The sequence below is a fragment of the Streptomyces sp. NPDC047981 genome, assembly GCF_040653315.1.
Classification (GTDB): Bacteria; Actinomycetota; Actinomycetes; order Streptomycetales; family Streptomycetaceae; genus Streptomyces.
This window is the reverse complement of sequence record NZ_JBEZNQ010000003.1, coordinates 187,382-206,727: the sequence shown is the minus strand read 5'-3', so window position 1 is coordinate 206,727 and position 19,346 is coordinate 187,382. Positions and strand designations below refer to the sequence as shown.

The window sequence follows — 19,346 nt, the reverse complement described above, 5'->3', positions numbered from 1 at the left end:
GGCCGAGCGGGCCCTCGGCGAGACCCCGGCCGCCGGCTGGGGCGGCGGCCCGCGGGTCGGGCGCGGCGAGCGTGAAGTCCCCCTCCCGCGCGCCCGCGTCCGGAGCGGAGACGGCCGAAGGTGCGGCGGCCGAAGGTGCGGCGGGCATCGGCGCGGTGGCCGGCGGCGCGGCCGGCATCGGAGCGGATGCCGCCGGTGTGGCGGGCGTCGGTGCGGACGGCTGCGGGAGGTCCGTGCGGACCGCCATCGTCGGCAGGTCGCGGCCGCCCGAGTCGGTGCCCGGGAGATCGCCCGGGTGCTGGGTGGCCGTGGTGAGGGAGTTCGGGTCGCGGGACGGGGGCTCGGGCCAGTCCACGGGCGTGCCGATGGCGACCGTCGGACGGTCCTGACCCGGAGCCGTCGCCGGTACGGCCGCGAGGTCGTAGCCGCACGCCCCGCAGTACCGGTCGCCCGAGGCCGGCGGCTCCGCGCAGCCCGGGCAGGCAGACAGGTCGTTCTGGGGCATCTGGGACATACTCACACCCACGTCCGGGGGCGGAAACGGTTGGCCCGCTCCACCAGTTCGATCCTCTCCTCGCCCCGCTGCGCGAGCCGGGCGAGCACCCGGTACGAGCGTTCGAGGCCGAAGCGCAGCCCGCGCTCGTCCAGTTCGCTGCCGAGCAGCCGCGCGCCGTCCGGAGCCGCTCCGGGACTACCGGAGAGTACCCAGTCGAGCGCCGAACCGAGGACCTCCGTCGAAAGACGCTCGTGGCGCACCGCGTCGAGGCCGAAGTCCTGGAGCGCGGAGACCTGCGCGGCGGCGGCCGTCAGATCCGCTCCGAGCGGCTCGTGCGCCGCGCGTCGGCGCAGCCGCGCGCGCACGGCCGCGACCCGGGCCGCGGTGTAGTGGATGGACGCCTCGGGGACGGACTCCAGGGTCCGTACGGCGCCGGCGCGGTCGCCGGACGCGAGCCTGACCCGGGCCAGGCCGAAGGCGGCGCTCACATGACTCGGGTCCGTGGCCCACACCAGGCGGTAGTACTCGGCCGCGTTGTCCAACTGGCCGAGCACCTCGGCGCAGATGCCGAGGGCCAGCTTGGGCGCGGGCTCGCCGGGGAAGGCGTCGTAGATCGCGTCGAACGACAGCGCCGCGTTCTCGTGGTCGCCGGTCACCAGCGAGGCCACGCCCCGGTACCAGACGACCCGCCAGTCGTCCGGGTGCCGCTCCTCCAGGGTCGCCAGGGCGCGGCCCGCGGCGCCGAGATCGGCCATCTCCAGGCGGGCCCGCAGCTCGCGCAGCCGCAGCTCCAGGGAGGGCGCGGGCGCGCTCTGGAGGGCGCTGATCAGCTCGGCGGGCGCGGAGGCCAGCAGACCGGCGAGGAATCCGGCGTTCGGGTCCCCCGGGTCCACGCGCGGCACGGGCAGCGCGAGCGACGCGGCCCGCCCGTCGAGCGGCGCGAGGAAGGGTCCGTCCGGCACGGCCGCCGGTACGGGGGCGGGGCTGCCCGCGCCGGGGGCGCCGGCCTGCGCCGGGATCGGCGCCGGAAGCGCCCCGCCGCCCGGTGCGGCCGGCAGGGCCTTGCGGCGGCCGCCGCGCCCGCCGCCGGTCGTCCTGGCGCCCAGGGCGGAGACGTCCCCCGTCAGCTCGGCGAACAACTCCGTGTCCGTGACCCGCAGTTCGGTCCCGAACAGCGTCGAGAGCGCGGGGCGCGGGCGGCCGGTCTGGAGGGCGACGACCTCGCGCAGGACGCCCGTCAGCTGCTCCGCCATCTCCTGGGCGGAGGCGAACCGGCGCGCCGGGTCGGGGTCCGTCGCACGGACCAGGAAGCGGTAGAACGACTCGTACGTCCGCAGGACCTCGACGTTCGAAGGGTCGGGCAGCGAGTCGACGAAGACGTTGGTGTAGCCCTGGAAGTCGAAGGTCAGCACGGCGAGCGTGCGCGCCACCGTGTACAGGTCGCTCGCCACCGACGGGCCGACCTCGGCCACCTCCGGCGCCTGGTAGCCGACCGTGCCGTAGATCGCGGACTCGTCGTCGTCCATCCGCCGGACCGCGCCCATGTCGATCAGCTTGAGCTGGTCCTCGGTCTGGATCGCGTTGTCGACCTTGAAGTCGCAGTACAGCAGGTTCCGGCTGTGCAGGTGGCCGAGCGCCTCCAGGGCCTCGATCCCGTACGCGCAGGCCTGCTCCACCGGCAGCGGATCGCGCCGGCCGTCCGGCGTGCGGCGGTCGTTGGCGATCTCCTTGAGCGACTTGCCGCCCACGTACTCCATGACGATGTAGCCGTCGAGGGAGCCGGTGCGCGGGTCGAGGTGCTCGACGAAGTTGTAGATGCGGACGATGTTGGAGTGCTCGATCTCGGCGAGGAAGCGGCGCTCGGAGATCGCCGCGGCCATCGCGTCCTGGTCGCCGGTGTCGAGCAGGCCCTTGAGGACCACCCAGCGGTCGGAGACCGCCCGGTCGACCGCCAGGTAGACCCAGCCGAGACCGCCGTGCGCGAGACAGCCCGCGACCTCGTACTGGCCGTGCACGACGTCCCCGCCGCGCAGCTTCGGCACGAAGGAGTACGGGTGGCCGCACTTGGTGCAGAAGCCCTCGGTGCGGCCCGGCCTGTCCCCACGCGCGCGGCCCACCGGGGCGCCGCAGTCGGAGCGCGAGCAGAATCGCTTCCGCTCGGGAACCTCGGGGTTCGCCATGACCGCCGCGCGCGGGTCGGGGCGCGGCACCTCCGGGATCGTCACCAGACCCGCGCCCAGCCGGTTCCGCCCGGACTGCGCCGTGGACGAGCCGGAGCTGCGCACCGAGACCGAACGGCCGCTCGTCCCGCCCGACAGCGAGCGCGACAGACGACCGGAGACCGAGCGGCGCGAGGTCGAGGAACGCGACGAGGCGCGGGAGGAGGACCGGGACGAGGCGCCCGAACCCGTGCGCGCCGAACCGGACTCCTTGCCCGACACGGCCATGCCGGTCGGATTGGACTGGAGCATGCCACCGGGCGACACCACGGGAGCCAGCCCGCAGGTGTCGCAGTACAGCTCGCCGCCGCCCATGTCCTCGTACGAACCCTCGCACGAAGGCCGCTGACAGGTGCTCACCACTGACTCCCCCTCGCGTCTCTCGGGCCGGACAGCACCTCGGCCGCCGCCTGCTGGTACCGCAACACCGCCTGCTCGGCGACCCGCAGGTCGCAGGGCGCGCTCCACAGCATCCGCCGCGCCGCGTCGTACCGCTCGATGAGCAGCGGATCCTCCGCCGCGCCGAGCCGGGCCACCTTCGCCTTGTACGCGTCGAGCCGGCCGCGCAGCTCGGCGCGGACCGCGAGCGGGGCGGTGACGGCGGTCAAGGACGCGCGGGCGCGATGCAGTTCGTCCTCGGCCTCCACCTCCAGGGACTCCAGGAGCGGCGAGAGCCGGTGCCACTGGGCGTGCCTGCGGTACTCGGCGGCGGCGGCCAGGCGCTCCTGGAGGACCGTCGGCGGGCCGCTGACGGCGGGCACCTCCGAGGCGGCGATCTTGGCGAGCACCTCGCCGCGCGCCGCCCGCGCCTCGGCGAGCGTCCGGTCGGCGCGCGAGAGGACGTCCCGCAGCCGCAGCAGCCGCTCCTCCGAGTCCTGCCGGACAGCCAGGACCGCCTCGATCTCCCGCCGGATGTCCTCCAGGGCGCGCGCCGCCCGGTCGTACCGCTCGGTGTCCGGACGGCCCCCGCCCGGCGCCGAACTCCCGGCCGCGGGCCGCCAGAAGGCCAGCGGGTCGGTGACGACCTGGGAGCGCAGCGCGGTCAGCTCGGCGGTGATCGACTCCAGCTCGTCGCCGGCCGGATGCTCGCCGGGACGGACCCCCACGGAGTGCGCGAGCGAGCGCGTGCGCCCGAGCTCGGCGGCGAGGAGGTCTATCCGCGCGGGCAGCGCGGACCACACCGCGTCGGCCGTCACGACCATGTCGAGCGAGGAGGCGTACAGCTCGTTCATCCGGGCCACGAGCCGCTCCAGGCTGAACCGCTCGGAGAGCCGGGCGGGGCCGGTCAGCGTCGGCGCGGCGGGCGCCTGCGCCCCGCCCGCGACCAGCACGCTCTCCCCGCGCAGCCGCTCGGTCAGCTCCACCAGGTCCTCGCGGCTGGCCCAGCGCCTGCGTGCCCGCAGCTCACGGGCGCCGTACAGGGCGCCGGTGTACGCCTCGAAGTACGTCCAGAGCAGGGTGATGGTGCCCTCGGTGGAGTGCCAGCGGTCCCGGGTGGTCCCGGTCAGCTCGGCGCCTTCGAGCAGCCTTCGGCCCGCGTGGTCCTGGAGCGCCAGCAGCGAGTCCTCGATCGCCTTGTGCTCCGCGCCGAGCCGCGCCAGCGCACGGTCCACCTCGTCCCGGTCCATCACAGGGCCGGGGGTGCCCGCGACGCCCATCGATCACCTCTCGCTCTACTTGTACAGGGGTGCGGGCGGCCCGGATATCCCGGGCAGGTCCGCCTTCAGCCACTCGTCGTACGCCGCGAGCCACGCGCTCATGCGGTAGTCGACGAGGACCTGGTTGACCCGGCGCACCAGGTCGTCGTTGCCGAGCTTGGCGGCGACTCCGTAGTACTCGGTGGTGAACGGCTCGCCCTTCAGCTCCACGGCCGGGTCCTGCGCGGCCTGTCCGGCCGCCAGCGCGTTGTCCGTGACGACCGCGTCGACCTCGCCCATCTGGAGCCGGGCCAGGCAGTCCAGCTGGTTCGGGACGGTGAACCGGTCCCGGTCCGCCTTGGTGCCGTCGCCCTCGTCCTTGAACGTGGCGCCGAAGGAGTTCTTCTCCAGGGCTTCGTACGCCGTGGAGCCCTCGGCCGTGCAGACCCGCTTCCCGGTGAGGGAGGAGTCGTACCCGGTGATCGTGGCGTCGTCCTTGGCCGCCAGGACCTGCTGGCCGGCCTGGAAGTAGGCGGTGGAGAAGGCGACCTGCTGGATCCGCTTGCAGTTGATCGTCATCGTGCGGACGACGAGGTCGACCTTGCCCGACTCCAGGGCGGCGACCCGCTGGTTGGTGGGGATCGTGCGGTAGATGATCGCGTCCTCGCTGCCCAGCAGATCCTTGGCGATCGCCTTCGCCAGCGCGATGTCGAAACCTTCCAGCTGTCTGCTCTCGGGGTTGAGGTACCCCCAGTTGTAGCTGTTCTGGTCGACGCCGACGACGAGCTTGCCGCGTGCCTTGATCGCCTGGACCGCGGGGCCGTCCTGGGTGGACGGGGTGAGCGAGGCCTCCGGGTTCTGGCAGCTGTCCGCCTTGACCTGGATGCCCGTGCCGACACCGGGGCCGGTCGCCGCGGGCGCCGCCGCGGGGCCGCTCCCGCCGTGCGCGAGCGGCAGCAGGGTCAGCGAGGCCGTCAGACCGCAGGCCACCGCCATCGCAGCCACCCCGCCCCAGCCGCGTGGGCGGGCCAGGGGGCGGCGGCCGCTCAGGAGCGCGGCCACGCCGTGCCTCCTCGCGCCGTCGACGCTGCTGTGCATCCCGCCCCCTCTCACCGGTACTCCGACAGCCTGCGGTTGATGCCCATGATCGCGCCCGCCGCGCCCAGGACGCCGAGCACCGCCGCTCCGAGCGGCAGGGCGGTCAGCGCGCGGCCGCCGCCCTCGGCGGCCTCGGTGAACTCGCGCTGCTCGTGGTCCAGGGCCTTCTTCAGGGCCGCGTCGACCCGGTCGAAGGACTGCCCGGTGGACTCGTCGGGTCCGGAACCGGCGTCGTCCGGCCCGACGACGCCGATGCGCGCGCCTTCGTAGTCGCCCGCGTCGTCCTTCTCCCGCGCCTTGTCGTGGCGGGTCTTCCACTCGGCCGTGTGCTCGGCGACCGCGGCCAGCGGATCACGTCCGGCGTCGTCGTCGGCCAGTTCGCGGGCGTCGGCGAGCGAGTCCGTCAGCGCGTTCATGCTCGCGGTGTAGTCGGTCTCGTACTTGTCGTTCTTGCCGTCGTCGGTGAGGACCGCGCCGCGCGCGACGAGCGTCAGGTTCTCGTTGGCGCGGGCCTTCAGAGAGCTGATCCGGGCGGTGTTGAGGACCTGGAGCGAACTCTGGCCGTGCGCGCGGGCGTCGTTCAGACCGGCGCGGGCGACCGTGTGCGCCGCCGTCAGCCAGAGCAGCACGACGACGGACGCGGCCGTCGCGGCGAGGAGACCCTGGTTGAAGACCCGGTTCGTCCGCGCGTACGTGCGGCGCTGGGCCCAGACCAGGACGGCGAGGACGGCGAGCCCGAGGGCGAGCGAGAGGAACGGCCAGTCGCGGGCGTCCTCGTCGTCCTTCGCGAGGCGCGCGGTCTCCGCCTCGTACAGCCGCTCGGCGGCGGGCAGGAGCTGCGTGCTCATCAGCTGGTTCGCGTACCGCAGATAGGCGCCGCCGAGCGGCAGGCCCTGCCGGTTGGCCGCGCGGGCCCGCTCGATCAGGCCGGTGTAGCGCGGCAGCTGTTCGTTCAGGGTCGTGATCTCGCGGGCCGACTGCGCCGAACCGTCGGTGCTCGCGGCCGCCTTCACCAACAGGCGGGACGCGGTGCCGATGTCGTCCCGGTACCGCTGCGTCAGGTCGGCGGGGTCCCGCTCCTTGGAGAGGAAGCCGCTGGCGGCGGCCGTGTCGGCGTCGGCGAGCGAGCGGTAGATCGCGGCGGCGTCGGCGCTCAGCGGCTGGCTGCGGCTCACCACGTCGTCGGCGGAGCCGGCCCGGTCGGACACCTCGTAGGCGGTGACCGCCCCGAACGCGACGACCAGCAACGCCAGTACGGCGCCCAGGATCTGCAGCCGGCCCGGCTCGGTCGTCGCGGCGCGGCGCAGCACCACCCGGACCTCGCCCCAGGCCCCGCGCCCACCGGGCGCTCCGGCGGGCGGGGAGGCGGGGGAGCCGGAGGCGGCCGGAGCGCGGGACGCGGAGGCGGCGGACGGCGGCGCGCCAGGCGGTGGTGCCTGCGCGGGCAGGCCGGTCCCCGGATGCGCGGGCGTGGAGCCCGCGGCCGAGACGGCAGGCGTGTTCGGCGGGTGTGTCAACGTGGCCTCCCCCTCGGTCCGACGTTCCCGGCCAGCAGTATGGCGTCAGGGACCCTGCCCGCACACCAGGATTGACTGGATCTTGTGCCTATCGTGCCCCATCGCGCGCCACCCCCGTGGGCGAATCCCCTGCCATGAATACGCTTTTCGGACGTGATCGGTTCCCTCGCGCGCCTCCCCGAACGGGTGAAGAACAAACGCGCCGAACGACGACCGGGGCGCCCCCGTGAAGGGAGCGCCCCGGTGTCACCACGCCTGTGGGACTTCAGGCGTAGTGCTCTCGCAGCCGCGCCGCGGCCTCGGGCCCGGCCGCCACCGCGTCCAGGGCGAGGAGCGCCGCGCCCAGCACCGGCGGGGACGTGACCACCCCGATCACGGCCTTCGGCGCCTTGGCCGCGAGGAGTTCGGTGATCCTGCCCTCCAACTCCGGGTGCCGCGCCGCCAGCACGCTGCCCCCCAGCATCACCGGGGCCTCCTCGTCGAGCAGTTCGAGCCGGCCGAGCGCGACCGTCGACAGCGCGACGACCTCCTCGGCCAGCCGGTGCACCAGCGAACGGGCCACGGCGTCGCCCTCCGCGCTCGTACGGAACAGCACGGGGGTCAGCTCGTGGCGCCGCTCGAAGGGGATGGTCCCCAGGTGCAGCGCCTCGATCAGCGCGTACATCGTCTCCAGGCCGAAGTGCGCGGGCAGCGACCGCGCCAGGGCCGTCGGCTCGCCGCGTCCGTCCTCCGCCCGGGCGGCGAACCAGAGCGCCTCCTCGGCGAGCCCGCTGCCGCCGCCCCAGTCCCCGGAGATCTTCCCGATCGCGGGGAACCGGGCGGTGCGCCCGTCGGGCAGCATCCCGACGCAGTTGATGCCCGCCCCGCAGACCACGGCGACCCCGCGCGGCTCGTCGAGCCCGGCGCGCAGGATGGCGAAGGTGTCGTTGTACACCCGGACCGAGCGGCTCCAGCTCCTCGCCTCCAGAGCCGCGGCCAACTCCACCTCCTCCACCGCCAGATCGGCGTTGGCGAGGCAGGCCGCGACATGGGCGAACGTCGGTGGCGCACCGGCACCGCCGGCGTCCTCCCACGCCCGGCCGACGATCTCGGCCAGCGTGTCCACGGCCGTCCCCACCCCGACCACGGGCGGCTGGAACCCGCCGCCGCGCGCCGAGCCGAGCACGCTGCCGTCCGCGCCCACGATCGCCACGTCGGTCTTGCTGTTGCCCGCGTCGATCGCCAGGAGCGGGTTCTGAAGGTTCACGCCCACGCCAGGTGCTCCCGGTTGTGCGCGATCAGGCGGTCGGTGAGCCCGTCGGCGTACGCGTGCTGCCCGACCAGCGGGTGCGCGAGCAGCGCCTTGAACACCCGGTCCCGACCGCCGCGAAGTGCCGCCTCCAGGGCCAGGTCCTCGTACGCGGTGACGTTCGCGATCAGCCCGGCGAACAGCGGGTCGAGCGGGGCGACGGGCAGCGGTACCGGACCGCTCGGCCCGACCGCCGCCTGCACCTCGATGACGGCGTCGTCCGCGAGGAACGGCAGCGTGCCGTTGTTGGAGGTGTTCACCACCTGGTACGGCGAGCCTCCGCCGCCAAGGAGCGAGGCCGCCAGGTCCACGGCGGCCTCCGAGTAGAAGGCGCCGCCGCGCTTGGCCAGCAGGGCGGGCTTCTCGTCGAGCGCCGGGTCGCCGTACATCGCCAGGAGTTCCTTCTCCATCGCGGCGACCTCGGCCGCCCGCGACGGCTTGCTGCCCAGCTCCCGTACGACCTCGTCGTGCGCGTAGAAGTAGCGCAGGTAGTACGAGGGGACGACACCGAGGCGGTCCACCACCGACAGCGGCAGGCGCAGGTCCTCGGCGACGGCCTCGCCGTGCTCGGCGAGCAGCCGCGGCAGCACGTTCTCGCCCTCGGGGCCGCCGAGGCGGACTCCGGTCTCCCAGGTCAGGTGGTTGAGCCCGACGTGGTCGAGATGGACCTCGGACGGGGCGACGTCCAGCAGCCGGGCGAACTTCCGCTGGAAGCCGATGGCCACATTGCACAGACCGACGGCCTTGTGACCGGCCTGGAGCAGCGCGCGCGTGACGATGCCGACCGGGTTGGTGAAGTCGATGATCCAGGCGTCGGGGTTGGCGCGCCGGACCCGCTCGGCGATGTCGAGGACCACCGGCACGGTCCGCAGCGCCTTGGCGAGACCGCCGGCGCCCGTGGTCTCCTGGCCGACGCAGCCGCACTCCAGCGGCCAGGTCTCGTCCTGGTTCCGGGCGGCCTGCCCGCCGACCCGGAGCTGGAGCAGGACGGCGTCCGCGCCCTCCACGCCGGCGTCGACGTCCGAGGTGGTGACGATCTTCCCGTCGTGGCCCTGCCGGGCGAAGATCCGCCGGGCGAGCCCGCCGACCAGTTCCAGCCGGTCGGCGGCCGGGTCGACGAGGACGAGTTCGGTGATGGGCAAGGTGTCGCGCAACCGCGCGAATCCGTCGATCAGTTCGGGGGTGTAGGTGGAGCCGCCCCCCACGACAGCGAGCTTCATGTTGTTCAGCTAGCCCTTCACTCCGGTCAGTGTGACGCCCTCGACGAACGCCTTCTGGGCGAAGAAGAAGACGAGGATCACGGGGGCCATGACCAGTACGGTCGCGGCCATGGTCAGGTTCCAGTCGGTGTGGTGCGCGCCCTTGAAGGACTCCAGGCCGTAACTCAGCGTGTACATCGCCGGGTTCTCCGAGGTGTAGATCTGCGGCCCGAAGTAGTCGTTCCAGCAGTAGAAGAACTGGAACAGCGCCACGGCGGCGATGCCGGGCTTCGCCATCGGCAGCACGACCTTGAGGAGGGTGCGCAGTTCGCCGCAGCCGTCCAGCTTCGCCGCCTCGATGTACTCGTTCGGGATCGTCAGCAGGAACTGGCGCAGCAGGAAGATCGCGAAGGCGTCACCGAACGCCATCGGAATGATCAGCGGCCACAGGGTGCCGGAGAGGTCCATCTGCTTGGCCCAGAACAGGTACATCGGAATGATGATCACCTGCGGCGGCAGCATCATCATCGAGATGACGAGCAGCAGCGACAGGTGCCGGCCCCGGAAGCGGAACTTGGCGAGCGCGTACGCCACCGGGATCGAGGACACCACGACGAGCGCGGTGCCGAGCCCGGCGTACAGCAGGGAGTTCCTCCACCAGTCCAGGAAGCCCGGGGTCCGGAAGACCCGGACGTAGTTGTCCCAGTGCCAGGTGTTCGGGGTCAGGTCGCGGGTCAGCGCCTGCTGGTCGCTCATCAGCGAGGTCAGGAAGACGAAGACGAACGGCAGCACGAAGAACAGGGCCGCGGCTATGCCGAGCGAGTGCACGGCGATCCAGTGCAGCAGCGCCTTGCGCCGGGCCGTCCGCTCGGCCGCGCCGGGGGACTCCTGGCGCACGGGCCTGTCGAGGGTGGTCAGGGAGCTCATGGTCAGTCACCCGAGCCGATCAGGCCGCCCCGCCGGCGCATGAGCAGCGCGGTGAAGGCCATGGAGAGCGCGAACAGGACGAGGGCCACGACGCAGGCGGCGCCGTAGTCGAAGCGGCCGAAGCCGAGGTTGTAGACCAGCTGCGGCAGCGTCAGCGTCGAGTCGTCCGGGTAGCCCGGCTCGAAGGTCTGGCCGGAGCCGCCCATCACGCCGGACGCGACCTTCGCGGCCACGATCGGCTGCGTGTAGTACTGCATCGCGCCGATGATCCCGGTGACGACCGCGAAGAGGACGATCGGCGAGATGTTCGGCAGCGTGACGTAGCGGAACCGCTGCCAGGCCGAGGCCCCGTCCAGCTCCGCCGCCTCGTACTGCTCCTTCGGTACGTCGAGCAGCGCGGCCATGAAGATGACCATCAGGTCCCCGACGCCCCACACGGCGAGGACGGTGAGGGCCGGCTTGGCCCACGCGGTGTCGTTGAACCAGGAGGGCGCGGGGACGCCGACGGCCTCCAGGACCGAGTTGACCGGCCCCGTGCCCGGGTTGAGCAGGAAGACGAAGGCCAGCGTCGCGGCGACCGGCGGGGCCAGGTACGGCAGGTAGAAGAGGGTGCGGAAGACCCCGGCACCCAGCTTGATCTTGGTGATGAGCAGGCCGATGCCGAGCCCGAACGCCACCCGGCAGGCGACCATGACGACCGCGAGCCAGAGGGTGTTCTGCATGGCCGGCCAGAACTTCGGCAGGTCGGAGAAGACGTACGTCCAGTTGTCCAGGCCCCGCCAGGTCGGCGGGTTGAGCCCGTCGTACTTCATCAGGGAGAAGTAGACGGTCGAGACGAGCGGGTACGCGAAGAAGACGCTGAAGCCGATCAGCCAGGGCGACATGAACGCCGCGGTGCGAAGCGCGTTGCGTACGCGCTTCGACCGCAGCGCCGCCTGACGCCCGTCGAGGGTGTCGGAGGAGGACATGAGATACCGGTCCCGGGTCCTACTTCGCCTGGGCGATGTCGCGGTCGATCTGGGCGGCCGTTTCCTCAAGGCCCTTCTTCAGGTCCTTGACCTGGCCCTTCTCGTACTTCTGGGCGAAGTCCTGGAAGGTGTCCTGGTACGTCGAGCCGTTCACCGCGCCGTCGGAGGTGGAGGACGCGGGGTGCTGGGCGATGTCCAGGAAGACCTTGAAGTTCGCGTCGGTCTTCAGCTTCGGCGACTTCAGCGCCTCCAGGGTGGAGGGGACGTTGCCGATGGCGTTGGCGAACTCCACCACCGCGTCGGTGTCCATGGTCATGTACTTGACGAGTTCCCAGGCCGCGTTCTGCTTCTTGCTCTGCGGTGCGATGCCGATGATCGTGCCCGAGAGATAGCCCTTGCCGTACTCGGCCACCTCGTCGTCGGCGACCGGCAGCGGCGCGACGCCGACCTCGAAGCCGACCTTGGCCTCCTTGATGAAGTTCAGCCGCCACTCGCCGTCCAGTTGCATGGCGACCTGGCCGGTGTGGAACGGGTGCTTCGCGCCCCACTCGTCACCGAAGGTGGTGCGGTACTTGTCCAGCTTCGCGAACCCGCCCAGACCGTCGACCAGCGACTTCTGGTAGGTCAGCATCTCGGCGAAGCCGGGGTCCTTGGCGAGGAGCGACTTGCCGCTCTCGTCGAAGTACGTGTGGTTCCACTGCGACATGTAGTGGGAGGGGACGGTCTCGTAGCCGAGGTAGTTCGGCATGAAGCCGAGCTGCTCGTAGCTGTCGCCCTTCTCCTTGGTCAGCTTCTTCGCGACCTGGGAGAACTCCGACCAGGTCTTCGGCGGGGCGGTGATGCCGGCCGCCTTGAAGGCGTCCTTGTTGTAGTAGAGGCCGTACGCGTCGGAGAGCAGCGGCATGGAGCAGCGCTTGCCCTCGAACTGGGTGTAGTCCTGCAGGACCTTGGAGAAGGTCTTGTCCAGGTCGACCTTGTCCTTCTCCAGGAAGGGCTTGAGGTCGGCGAAGGAACCGGTGTGGCAGAACTTGCCGACGTTCGACGTCGTGAAGGAGGCGGCCACGTCCGGACCGTTCGAACCGCCCGCGCGCAGCGCCTGGCTCAGCTTGTCGTCGTTGATGTTGCCGACGACCTTCACCTTGATGTTCGGGTGGGCCTTCTCGAAGCGGGCGACGTTCTCCTGGATCGCCTTGACCTCCGAGGGGGCCGACCAGCCGTGCCAGAAGGTGATCGTGGTCCGCGCGTTCGGGTCGTCGCCGGCCTTGTCGTCCGCCGAGCCGGTACAGGCCGAGGCGAGGAGGGCGACGGAGGCGGTGGCGGCGAGTGCGACGACGGCTCTGCGCGTGCGTGCGGGCATGACAAGGACTCCCTGGGCGGACGGAGCGGAACTACGGGGGCAAGGGAAGTGCTGGCTTTTCTCGGTGACGCGGTGACGCGGTGGCGCGGTGGCTCGGTGGCGCGGTGGCTGTGTGGTCCGGGCTACCGGGACGTGTCGAAGACCTCGTCGCGGGTGGTCGCGAGGGCGCTCTCGAGGGCCCCGCGCAGGACCGGGTCCCGGTCCACGTCGGCGAGGACGAGCCGGGGGCGGGAGGCGGCGAGCTCGGCCAGTTCGGACTGGACGCGCTCGCGCAGGGGCTCTCCGCCGGCGACGATCACGTCACCGGAGAGGACGACGAGTTCGGGGTCGAGTACGGCGACCAGGGAGGCGAGACCGGTGGCGAGGCGCTCGGCGTACTGGTCGAGCAGCGCCGCGTACCGGGGGTCGTCGCCGTGCTCGGCGGCGGCGTGGCCGAGCAGGCGGCTCGCGGTGGCCACGTACGGCTGCTCGGCGGTCTCGATGCCCAGGGACCGGGCGATCCTGGGGACGGACTGGACGCCGGCGAGCTCCTGGAATCCGCCGGAGTTGGCCTTGGTGACCTGGCGTACGAGCGGGGTGCCGGGCACGGGCAGGAAGCCGACCTCGCCGGCGCCGCCGGTGAAGCCGCGGTGGAGCCGGCCGCCGAGGACGAGGGCGGCGCCGAGGCCCTCCTCGTTCCACAGCAGGACGAAGTCCTCGTGGCCCCGGGCGGCGCCCAGGCGCTGCTCGGCGACGGCCACCAGATTGACGTCGTTCTCGTACTCGAACGGCATCGGCAGCACGGCCGCCAGCTCCTCCAGGAGCGTGGGGGAGTGCCAGCCGGGCAGGTGGGAGGCGTAGCGCAGGCGGCCGGTGGCCGGGTCGAAGGCGCCGGGGGTGCCGATGACGAGCCGGTGCACGTCGGAGCGGGTGATCCCGGCGTCCTTGACGGCGCCGTCGAGGGCGGTGGTGACCTGGCGGACGACGCCGCCGTCGGTGGAGCGGCCGGGCGTGGGCAGCTCGAACTCGCCGACGACCGCGCCGGTGATGTCGGCGACGGCGGCCCGGATCCGGTGCGGGCTGGCGTCGATGCCGGCGGCGAAGGCGGCCCGGGCGTTCACCGCGTACAGCTGCGCGCTCGGTCCCGGCCGGCCCTCGGTGGTGCCGGTGGCGACGACGAGTCCGGCGGCCTCCAGGCGGGCAAGAAGCTGGGAGGCGGTCGGCTTCGACAGGCCGGTGAGCTTGCCGATCCGGGTGCGGGACAGGGCGCCGTGCTCCAGGAGCAGGTCGAGTGCGGCGCGGTCGTTCATGGCCCGCAGCACGCGCGGGGTGCCGGGGGTGCCCGGGGTCGTACCGGCCATCGCGACGCACCGCCTCTCTGCACATGAGGTGCACTGTTAGGAAAGTTTCCTATTCGGTGGGGTGACCGTAGGGCGGGCGTCGCCGGGCCGTCAATACCCGGGAACGCACGGAGCCCCCGAAGGCAACCAAAGCGTTACCTGCGGGGGCTCCGTGGAGGAGACTCGGGGTGGGCTACTTGTTGAGGTCCGGCTTCGGGAGCGGGCTCGCCGCCATGCCCTGCGGGGAGGTCGCCGAGGCGTAGGCCGAGGGCGCCGCCATGCCGGCCGTCGGGTCGGCCGGGGAATCCTCCGCCTGCAGCGGGAGGCCGCCGACGATCCGGATGCCGGCCTCGTCCAGGCCCCGCTTGATCCGCCAGCGCAGCTCGCGCTCCACGCCCAGGGCCTTGCCCGGCATGGTCTTCGCCGAGACCCGCACGGTCATGGAGTCGATCAGCACCTCGGTCAGGCCGAGGATCTCCACCGGACCCCACAGCCGCTCGTTCCACGGCTCTTCCTTCGCCATGGACGCCGTCGCCTCGTCGATCACCGACTTCACCCGGTCCAGGTCCTCCGTCGGGCGGACCGTCACGTCGACCCCGGCCGTGGCCCAGCCCTGGCTCAGGTTGCCGATCCGCTTGATCTCGCCGTTGCGGACGTACCAGATCTCCCCGTCGACGCCGCGCAGCTTCGTCACGCGCAGACCGACCTCTATGACCTCGCCCGAGGCCACCCCGGCGTCCACCGAGTCACCGACGCCGTACTGGTCCTCAAGGATCATGAAGACACCGGAGAGGAAGTCCGTCACCAGGTTCCGCGCGCCGAAACCGATCGCCACACCGGCGACACCCGCCGAGGCGAGCAGCGGCGCCAGGTCGATCTGGAAGGCGCCGAGGATCATCAGCCCCGCCGTGCCCAGGATCAGGAACGACGCGACCGAGCGGAGCACCGAGCCGATCGCCTCCGAGCGCTGGCGCCGCCGCTCGGCGTTGACCAGGAGCCCGCCGAGCGCGGTGCCCTCCACGGCCTGCGCGGAGCGGTTCATCCGCTCTATCAGCTTCGTCAGGGCCCGCCGGATCGCCATCCGCAGCAGCAGCGCGACGACCAGGATGAGCAGGATCCGCAGGCCGGTGTTCAGCCAGGTGGACCAGTTCTCCTCCACCCAGCCCGCGGCGTTCGTCGCCTTCTCCGCGGCCTCGTCGAGGGTGACGGGCACCTTCTGCGGATCGTCGGCGGTCGACAAGGCGGACCAGGACACGGGAAACCTCCAGGCGTGGCGTACGCGAGCATCCACACTAACGGGGCACAAGGAGTGCTCCTGTTGTGCTGTTCGAGGGAGAGACCGACCTCACGCGGGGATGTACCCGGAGACGATGCCGATGTGGTCGAGAACACTCCAAGCCCGTTACGGGTACGTGGTGGCGCTCCGACCAGGCATGAGGAGAGACTGAGAGCAGTTCGTCCCGGCGCGAGCCACGCGCCGCCGGCGTATTAGGAGGCATCCGTGCCGCATGTCCTGGTCCTCAACGCGTCGTACGAGCCCCTCGGCGTCGTACCGCTCCGCCGCGCGCTCGTCCTCGTCCTCGAGAACAAGGCACTCTGCCTCGAGGAGTCCGGCGCCTTCCTGCACAGCGAGACCCGCGTCATCCCCGCACCCAGTGTGGTCCGGCTGAAGCGGTTCGTCCGGGTCCCCTACCGGGGGCCCGTTCCTCTGACCCGCAGAGCCCTCTTCGCCCGTGACGGCGGGCGTTGCATGTACTGCGGTGGCGTCGCAACCAGCGTCGACCACGTCATTCCGCGCAGCCGCGGGGGTACGCACGCCTGGGAGAACGTCGTGGCGGCCTGCCGCCGCTGCAACCACGTCAAGGCCGACCGGCACCTGCACGACCTGGGCTGGCGGCTGCGCCATCAGCCCGCCCCGCCCAGCGGCCTGGCCTGGCGGATCATCGGGACCGGACATCGGGACCCACGCTGGCTGCCGTACTTGCAGCCGTACGGCGCGGACGACGTGATGGCCCGGATCGACGCCGTCTCCACCGCCCCCACGGGGGCCGTGAAGGCGGGTTGAGCCGGGCCTTCGTCGTCCGCGCGCGGTCCGCACGTCCCAGGGGCGCCTCGCCGAGGCGCCCCTGCTCGTACGGGTGCCCCCGGGCCTCCGCTACGGCGGCCCGGGCCGCTCCGGCGGCGTCGGCGGCTCCGTGCCGGCCGGGGTCTCGGGGGTCTCCGGGGCGGCCGGAGGGGCCACCGCGTACGTCTCCACCGACCAGAGGGAGTAGCCGAACCGCGTCGCCCGCGTGTCGCCCTGCACCCGCAGGAAGCGGGTGTCCGCCGCGTCCATGCGGACGCTCTCGCGGCCGCCCCGGCCGTCGGCGACCGTGGCCGCCGTGCGCCAGGTGCGGCCGTCGGGGGAGACCTGGATGCGGTAGCGGGTGGCGTACGCGTCCTGCCAGTGCAGGACCACCTGCCCTATCCGGGCCGGGTCCGCCAGCTCCAGCTGCCACCAGGCGCCGTCCTCGGCCGGGGAGGACCAGCGGGTGGCCGGATCGCCGTCCAGGGCCGAGACCGCGGGGAAGTCCGGCGTCTCGTCACCGGACGACGAGGCCGTCGCCGTGCGCGCCAGGTCCGGGCCCGCCGTGCGCGGGAACGCGCGGACCGTCAGGACCCGCTCCTCGCCCGCGAAGGAGACCGGCACCGCGTACTCGCCCACGGGCACGTCCGGGGCCACCGACACCTCGAGCGGCACCGTCGCGCGCGTGCCGCGCGGAATCCGGGCCTCCGCGGGCAGCCGCACCTGGATGCCCCGGGGCGCCCGAGCCGTCAGCGCCCCGCGCACCTCGTCGGTGGACCGGCCCACCAGCCGGACGTCCACCCGCTGCGCGGGGCCGCCGATCTCGGCGTCCGTCGCGGCGCGGGCCAGCTCGAGTTCGGCCCGCGGCTCGTCCGCGAACCACGGCACCAGGGAGCGCACCTTCGGGGCGGTGTGTCCGGCCGCGCCGTCCCAGACGATCCGGACGGCCTCCGCGCGCAGCCCCTTCACGTCCGTCTGGGTCCAGCCGGTCGGGGAGACCGGGCCGAGGGGCCGCCAGCCCTCGCCGGGCACGTACGCCTCCACGCGCGCGGAGTCGCCCGAACCGGGCTCCGTCATCACGGTCACCGTGTCCACGGGCCGCGAGCGGTCGAGCCGCAGGGTGTACGCGTCCGGCGCCACGGCCACCTCGGCGGGCCGCCCTCCGGTCCGGCTCTCGCGGTCGGCGCCCGTCCAGGCGGAGGCCTCCGTCACCGCGCGCGTGAGGAAGGGGTCGAGGACGCCGGCGCCGACGGTCGCCCCGCTCGCCTTCGCCGCCTCGCGCAGCGGCTCCAGACGCAGCTGGGCCTGCCAGGCCTCCGCGCCGTCGCCGCGGCCCTGGGCGAGCAGCATGTCGACGGCGGTCTCGCCCGCGAGGCCGTAGCGCGACAGCTGTTCGAGCCACGGGCCGACCTCGTCGTCCAGGGTGCCGTCGGCGGTCGCCGCGAGGCGCCGCGGGGCCTCCCGCATCACGGTGAACGCCGCGCGCAGCTCGCGCGCCGCCTTCTCCCGTGCCGCCCGGTCCTGGGACGTACGGGTCGTCCAGAAGGCGGTCATCAGCGGCTTCAGGTACGCCGACTCGTCCGCCGGGTCGAGCAGCGAGGAGGCGTCGTTGCCGGCCAGCGCCCGCAGCGCCTCGCGGGCGGCCGGGTCCGGCCCGGCCAGCTCGTCGACGGCGGCCCGCCAGGACTCCTGGGGGCGGTAACCCTTCGGGTTCCAGGCGTAGTCGGCGGCGGTGAAGAGCGGGACGCGGGAGGCCGCCGGCTGCTCCATGGCGTTGGCGAGGAACGCGGCCGAACCGACCGCCACGGCCGGCTCGCGCCCCAGGGAGGGGCCGAGGAACAGCCGGTCCTGGGCGTAGTCGTTGACCGGGTAGTTGTCCATCGTGACCAGCGGGTGGCCCAGTGCCTGGCGGGCGCCGGCGAGGTCGCGGCCGGTGATGGCGCGCGGGACGGCGCCGACGCCGGTCCAGGCGACCTGCACCCCGGAGTCGAGCGCCGCGGCGAGCGCCGTGCGGTAGTCGGTCGCGCCGTCCTGGTAGTACTCCGTCGGCATCAGCGAGAGCGGCTCCGCGTCCGGGTACCGCTCGGCCAGGTGCCGGGCCACCGCGTTCGCCACGCGCGCGTGGGCGGTCGCGCCCGCCTCTGGGCCGCGCCCGAAGGTGTCCCTGTCCTTCGAGCAGTGCCACTCGCTGTAGCTGACGTCCTGGAACTGGAGTTGGAAGGAGCGCACGCCCAGCGCCCACATCGCGTCGATCTTGCGGGTCAGCGCCTTCAGGTCGGCGTCCGACGCCAGGCACATGGACTGGGCGGGCGCCACGGCCCAGGCGAGGGTCACGTGGTTGGCGCGGGCCCGCTCGGCGAGCGCGCGGAACTCGGCGCGCTGCGCGGCGGGGTAGGGGTCGCGCCACTGGGTCTGGCGGTACGCGTCGTCGCCGGGCGCGTAGAGGTACCGGTTCTGCTTGGTCCGGCCCATGAAGTCGAGCTGGGCGAGCCGCTGTTCGTGGCTCCAGGGGCGGCCGTAGAAGCCCTCGGTGAGGCCGCGCACGGCGGTGGCGGGCCAGTCGCGGACGACGACGCCGGGGATCGTCCGATCCTCCCGGCCGCGTCTCTCGACTCCCTCGACGAGCTGACGGAGCGTCTGGACGCCGTGGAAGAGCCCGTCCGGGCCGACGCCGTCCAGGGCGACCGTGTCCCGGCCGTCCACTCGCCCCGTCGCGAGCCGGTAGCCACCGCGCGGCAGATCGCCCCGGTCGGCCGCGCGCAGCGCCCGCAGGGGTCCCTGGGCGGCCGCGGAGCCCACGCGGAAGACCGTCCCGCCGCCCGGCAGCGTGGTGTGGACCGTCCCCACGCCCGCCGTCCGCTGCACCTCGCGGAGCGCGGCGACCGCGTACGGGTCGGCGTCGGGGTCCGCGAGCAGCGTCACCTCGCCGCCGAGCCGTACGGCCGGGCCCGCGGCCCGCAGGGACTGCGGGCGCGGCCACACGGCCGGCTCGGCCGGACTCCGCGGCACGTCTGCGGTGGTGACGGGCGAGACCGGGGCGGCCTGGGCCGCTCCGGGGAGACCGCCGCCGAGGAGCCCGCCGATCACGGCCGCGGCCACGGCCGTCGCCGTCCGCTTCCTGCGCCCGAGGTGCACGCCGAACTCCTCTCCGCTCCCCCGTTCGGTCACGAGTAGGTCACGAGCCCACCACCCGTCCGGCGGAGGTGTCAACGTGCGTGGCCGAAGTGCCCGGTTTGCCCGCCGGGCTTTCGGCGAG

At 73.1% G+C, this 19,346-nt stretch carries 13 protein-coding genes and 1 pseudogene; 1 reads left to right on the top strand and 13 read right to left on the bottom strand.

Annotation, left to right across the window (positions count from 1 at the left end; all coding sequences use genetic code 11):
* The 12 genes and pseudogenes from AB0E14_RS03705 to AB0E14_RS03650 all read right to left on the bottom strand — a co-directional run.
* A pseudogene (locus tag AB0E14_RS03705) lies at positions 1-505 on the bottom strand (phosphatase); the annotation flags it as partial.
* Between the two features lie 11 nt (positions 506-516).
* Positions 517-3,030, bottom strand: coding sequence for a tetratricopeptide repeat protein (locus AB0E14_RS03700; RefSeq protein WP_362411363.1), 2,514 nt, complete (start codon positions 3,028-3,030; stop codon positions 517-519).
* A 41-nt stretch (positions 3,031-3,071) separates the two neighbouring features.
* A complete protein-coding gene (locus tag AB0E14_RS03695; protein ID WP_362411329.1) occupies positions 3,072-4,373 on the bottom strand; it encodes a hypothetical protein in 1,302 nt (433 codons plus the stop codon).
* Between the two features lie 15 nt (positions 4,374-4,388).
* On the bottom strand, positions 4,389-5,348 hold the full coding sequence (locus AB0E14_RS03690; protein ID WP_362411360.1) for a glutamate ABC transporter substrate-binding protein: 960 nt from the start codon (positions 5,346-5,348) through the stop codon (positions 4,389-4,391).
* Positions 5,349-5,461: 113 nt separating this feature from the next.
* Positions 5,462-6,757, bottom strand: a complete 1,296-nt coding sequence (locus AB0E14_RS03685) for a hypothetical protein (protein ID WP_362411357.1) — start codon at positions 6,755-6,757, stop codon at positions 5,462-5,464.
* A 475-nt stretch (positions 6,758-7,232) separates the two neighbouring features.
* Entirely contained in the window at positions 7,233-8,219 is a 987-nt protein-coding gene (locus AB0E14_RS03680) for a BadF/BadG/BcrA/BcrD ATPase family protein (protein ID WP_362411326.1), read from the bottom strand.
* Positions 8,210-9,475, bottom strand: a complete 1,266-nt coding sequence (locus AB0E14_RS03675) for a 6-phospho-beta-glucosidase (RefSeq protein WP_362411323.1) — start codon at positions 9,473-9,475, stop codon at positions 8,210-8,212. The genes AB0E14_RS03680 and AB0E14_RS03675 overlap by 10 nt, the downstream gene beginning before the upstream one ends.
* Before the next feature lie 9 nt (positions 9,476-9,484).
* Positions 9,485-10,381, bottom strand: coding sequence for a carbohydrate ABC transporter permease (locus tag AB0E14_RS03670; protein WP_362411320.1), 897 nt, complete (start codon positions 10,379-10,381; stop codon positions 9,485-9,487).
* Positions 10,382-10,383: 2 nt separating this feature from the next.
* Entirely contained in the window at positions 10,384-11,349 is a 966-nt protein-coding gene (locus AB0E14_RS03665; protein ID WP_362411317.1) for a sugar ABC transporter permease, read from the bottom strand.
* Between the two features lie 19 nt (positions 11,350-11,368).
* The gene (locus AB0E14_RS03660; RefSeq protein WP_362411314.1) at positions 11,369-12,706 is read right to left on the bottom strand and encodes an ABC transporter substrate-binding protein; all 1,338 of its coding nucleotides are present in this window, start codon (positions 12,704-12,706) and stop codon (positions 11,369-11,371) included.
* A 122-nt stretch (positions 12,707-12,828) separates the two neighbouring features.
* Entirely contained in the window at positions 12,829-14,046 is a 1,218-nt protein-coding gene (locus AB0E14_RS03655) for an ROK family transcriptional regulator (protein ID WP_362411311.1), read from the bottom strand.
* A 172-nt stretch (positions 14,047-14,218) separates the two neighbouring features.
* Complete coding sequence (locus tag AB0E14_RS03650; protein WP_362411307.1) at positions 14,219-15,280, bottom strand: mechanosensitive ion channel family protein; 1,062 nt, start codon at positions 15,278-15,280, stop codon at positions 14,219-14,221.
* 246 nt (positions 15,281-15,526) lie between these two features.
* On the opposite strand from AB0E14_RS03650, the gene AB0E14_RS03645 reads away from it, so the two are divergent.
* A complete protein-coding gene (locus tag AB0E14_RS03645; protein WP_362006681.1) occupies positions 15,527-16,090 on the top strand; it encodes an HNH endonuclease in 564 nt (187 codons plus the stop codon).
* 90 nt (positions 16,091-16,180) lie between these two features.
* Here the strand turns inward: AB0E14_RS03645 and AB0E14_RS03640 are convergent, their stop codons facing one another.
* Entirely contained in the window at positions 16,181-19,225 is a 3,045-nt protein-coding gene (locus tag AB0E14_RS03640) for a beta-N-acetylglucosaminidase domain-containing protein (protein ID WP_362411303.1), read from the bottom strand.
* Positions 19,226-19,346 lie beyond the last annotated feature (121 nt).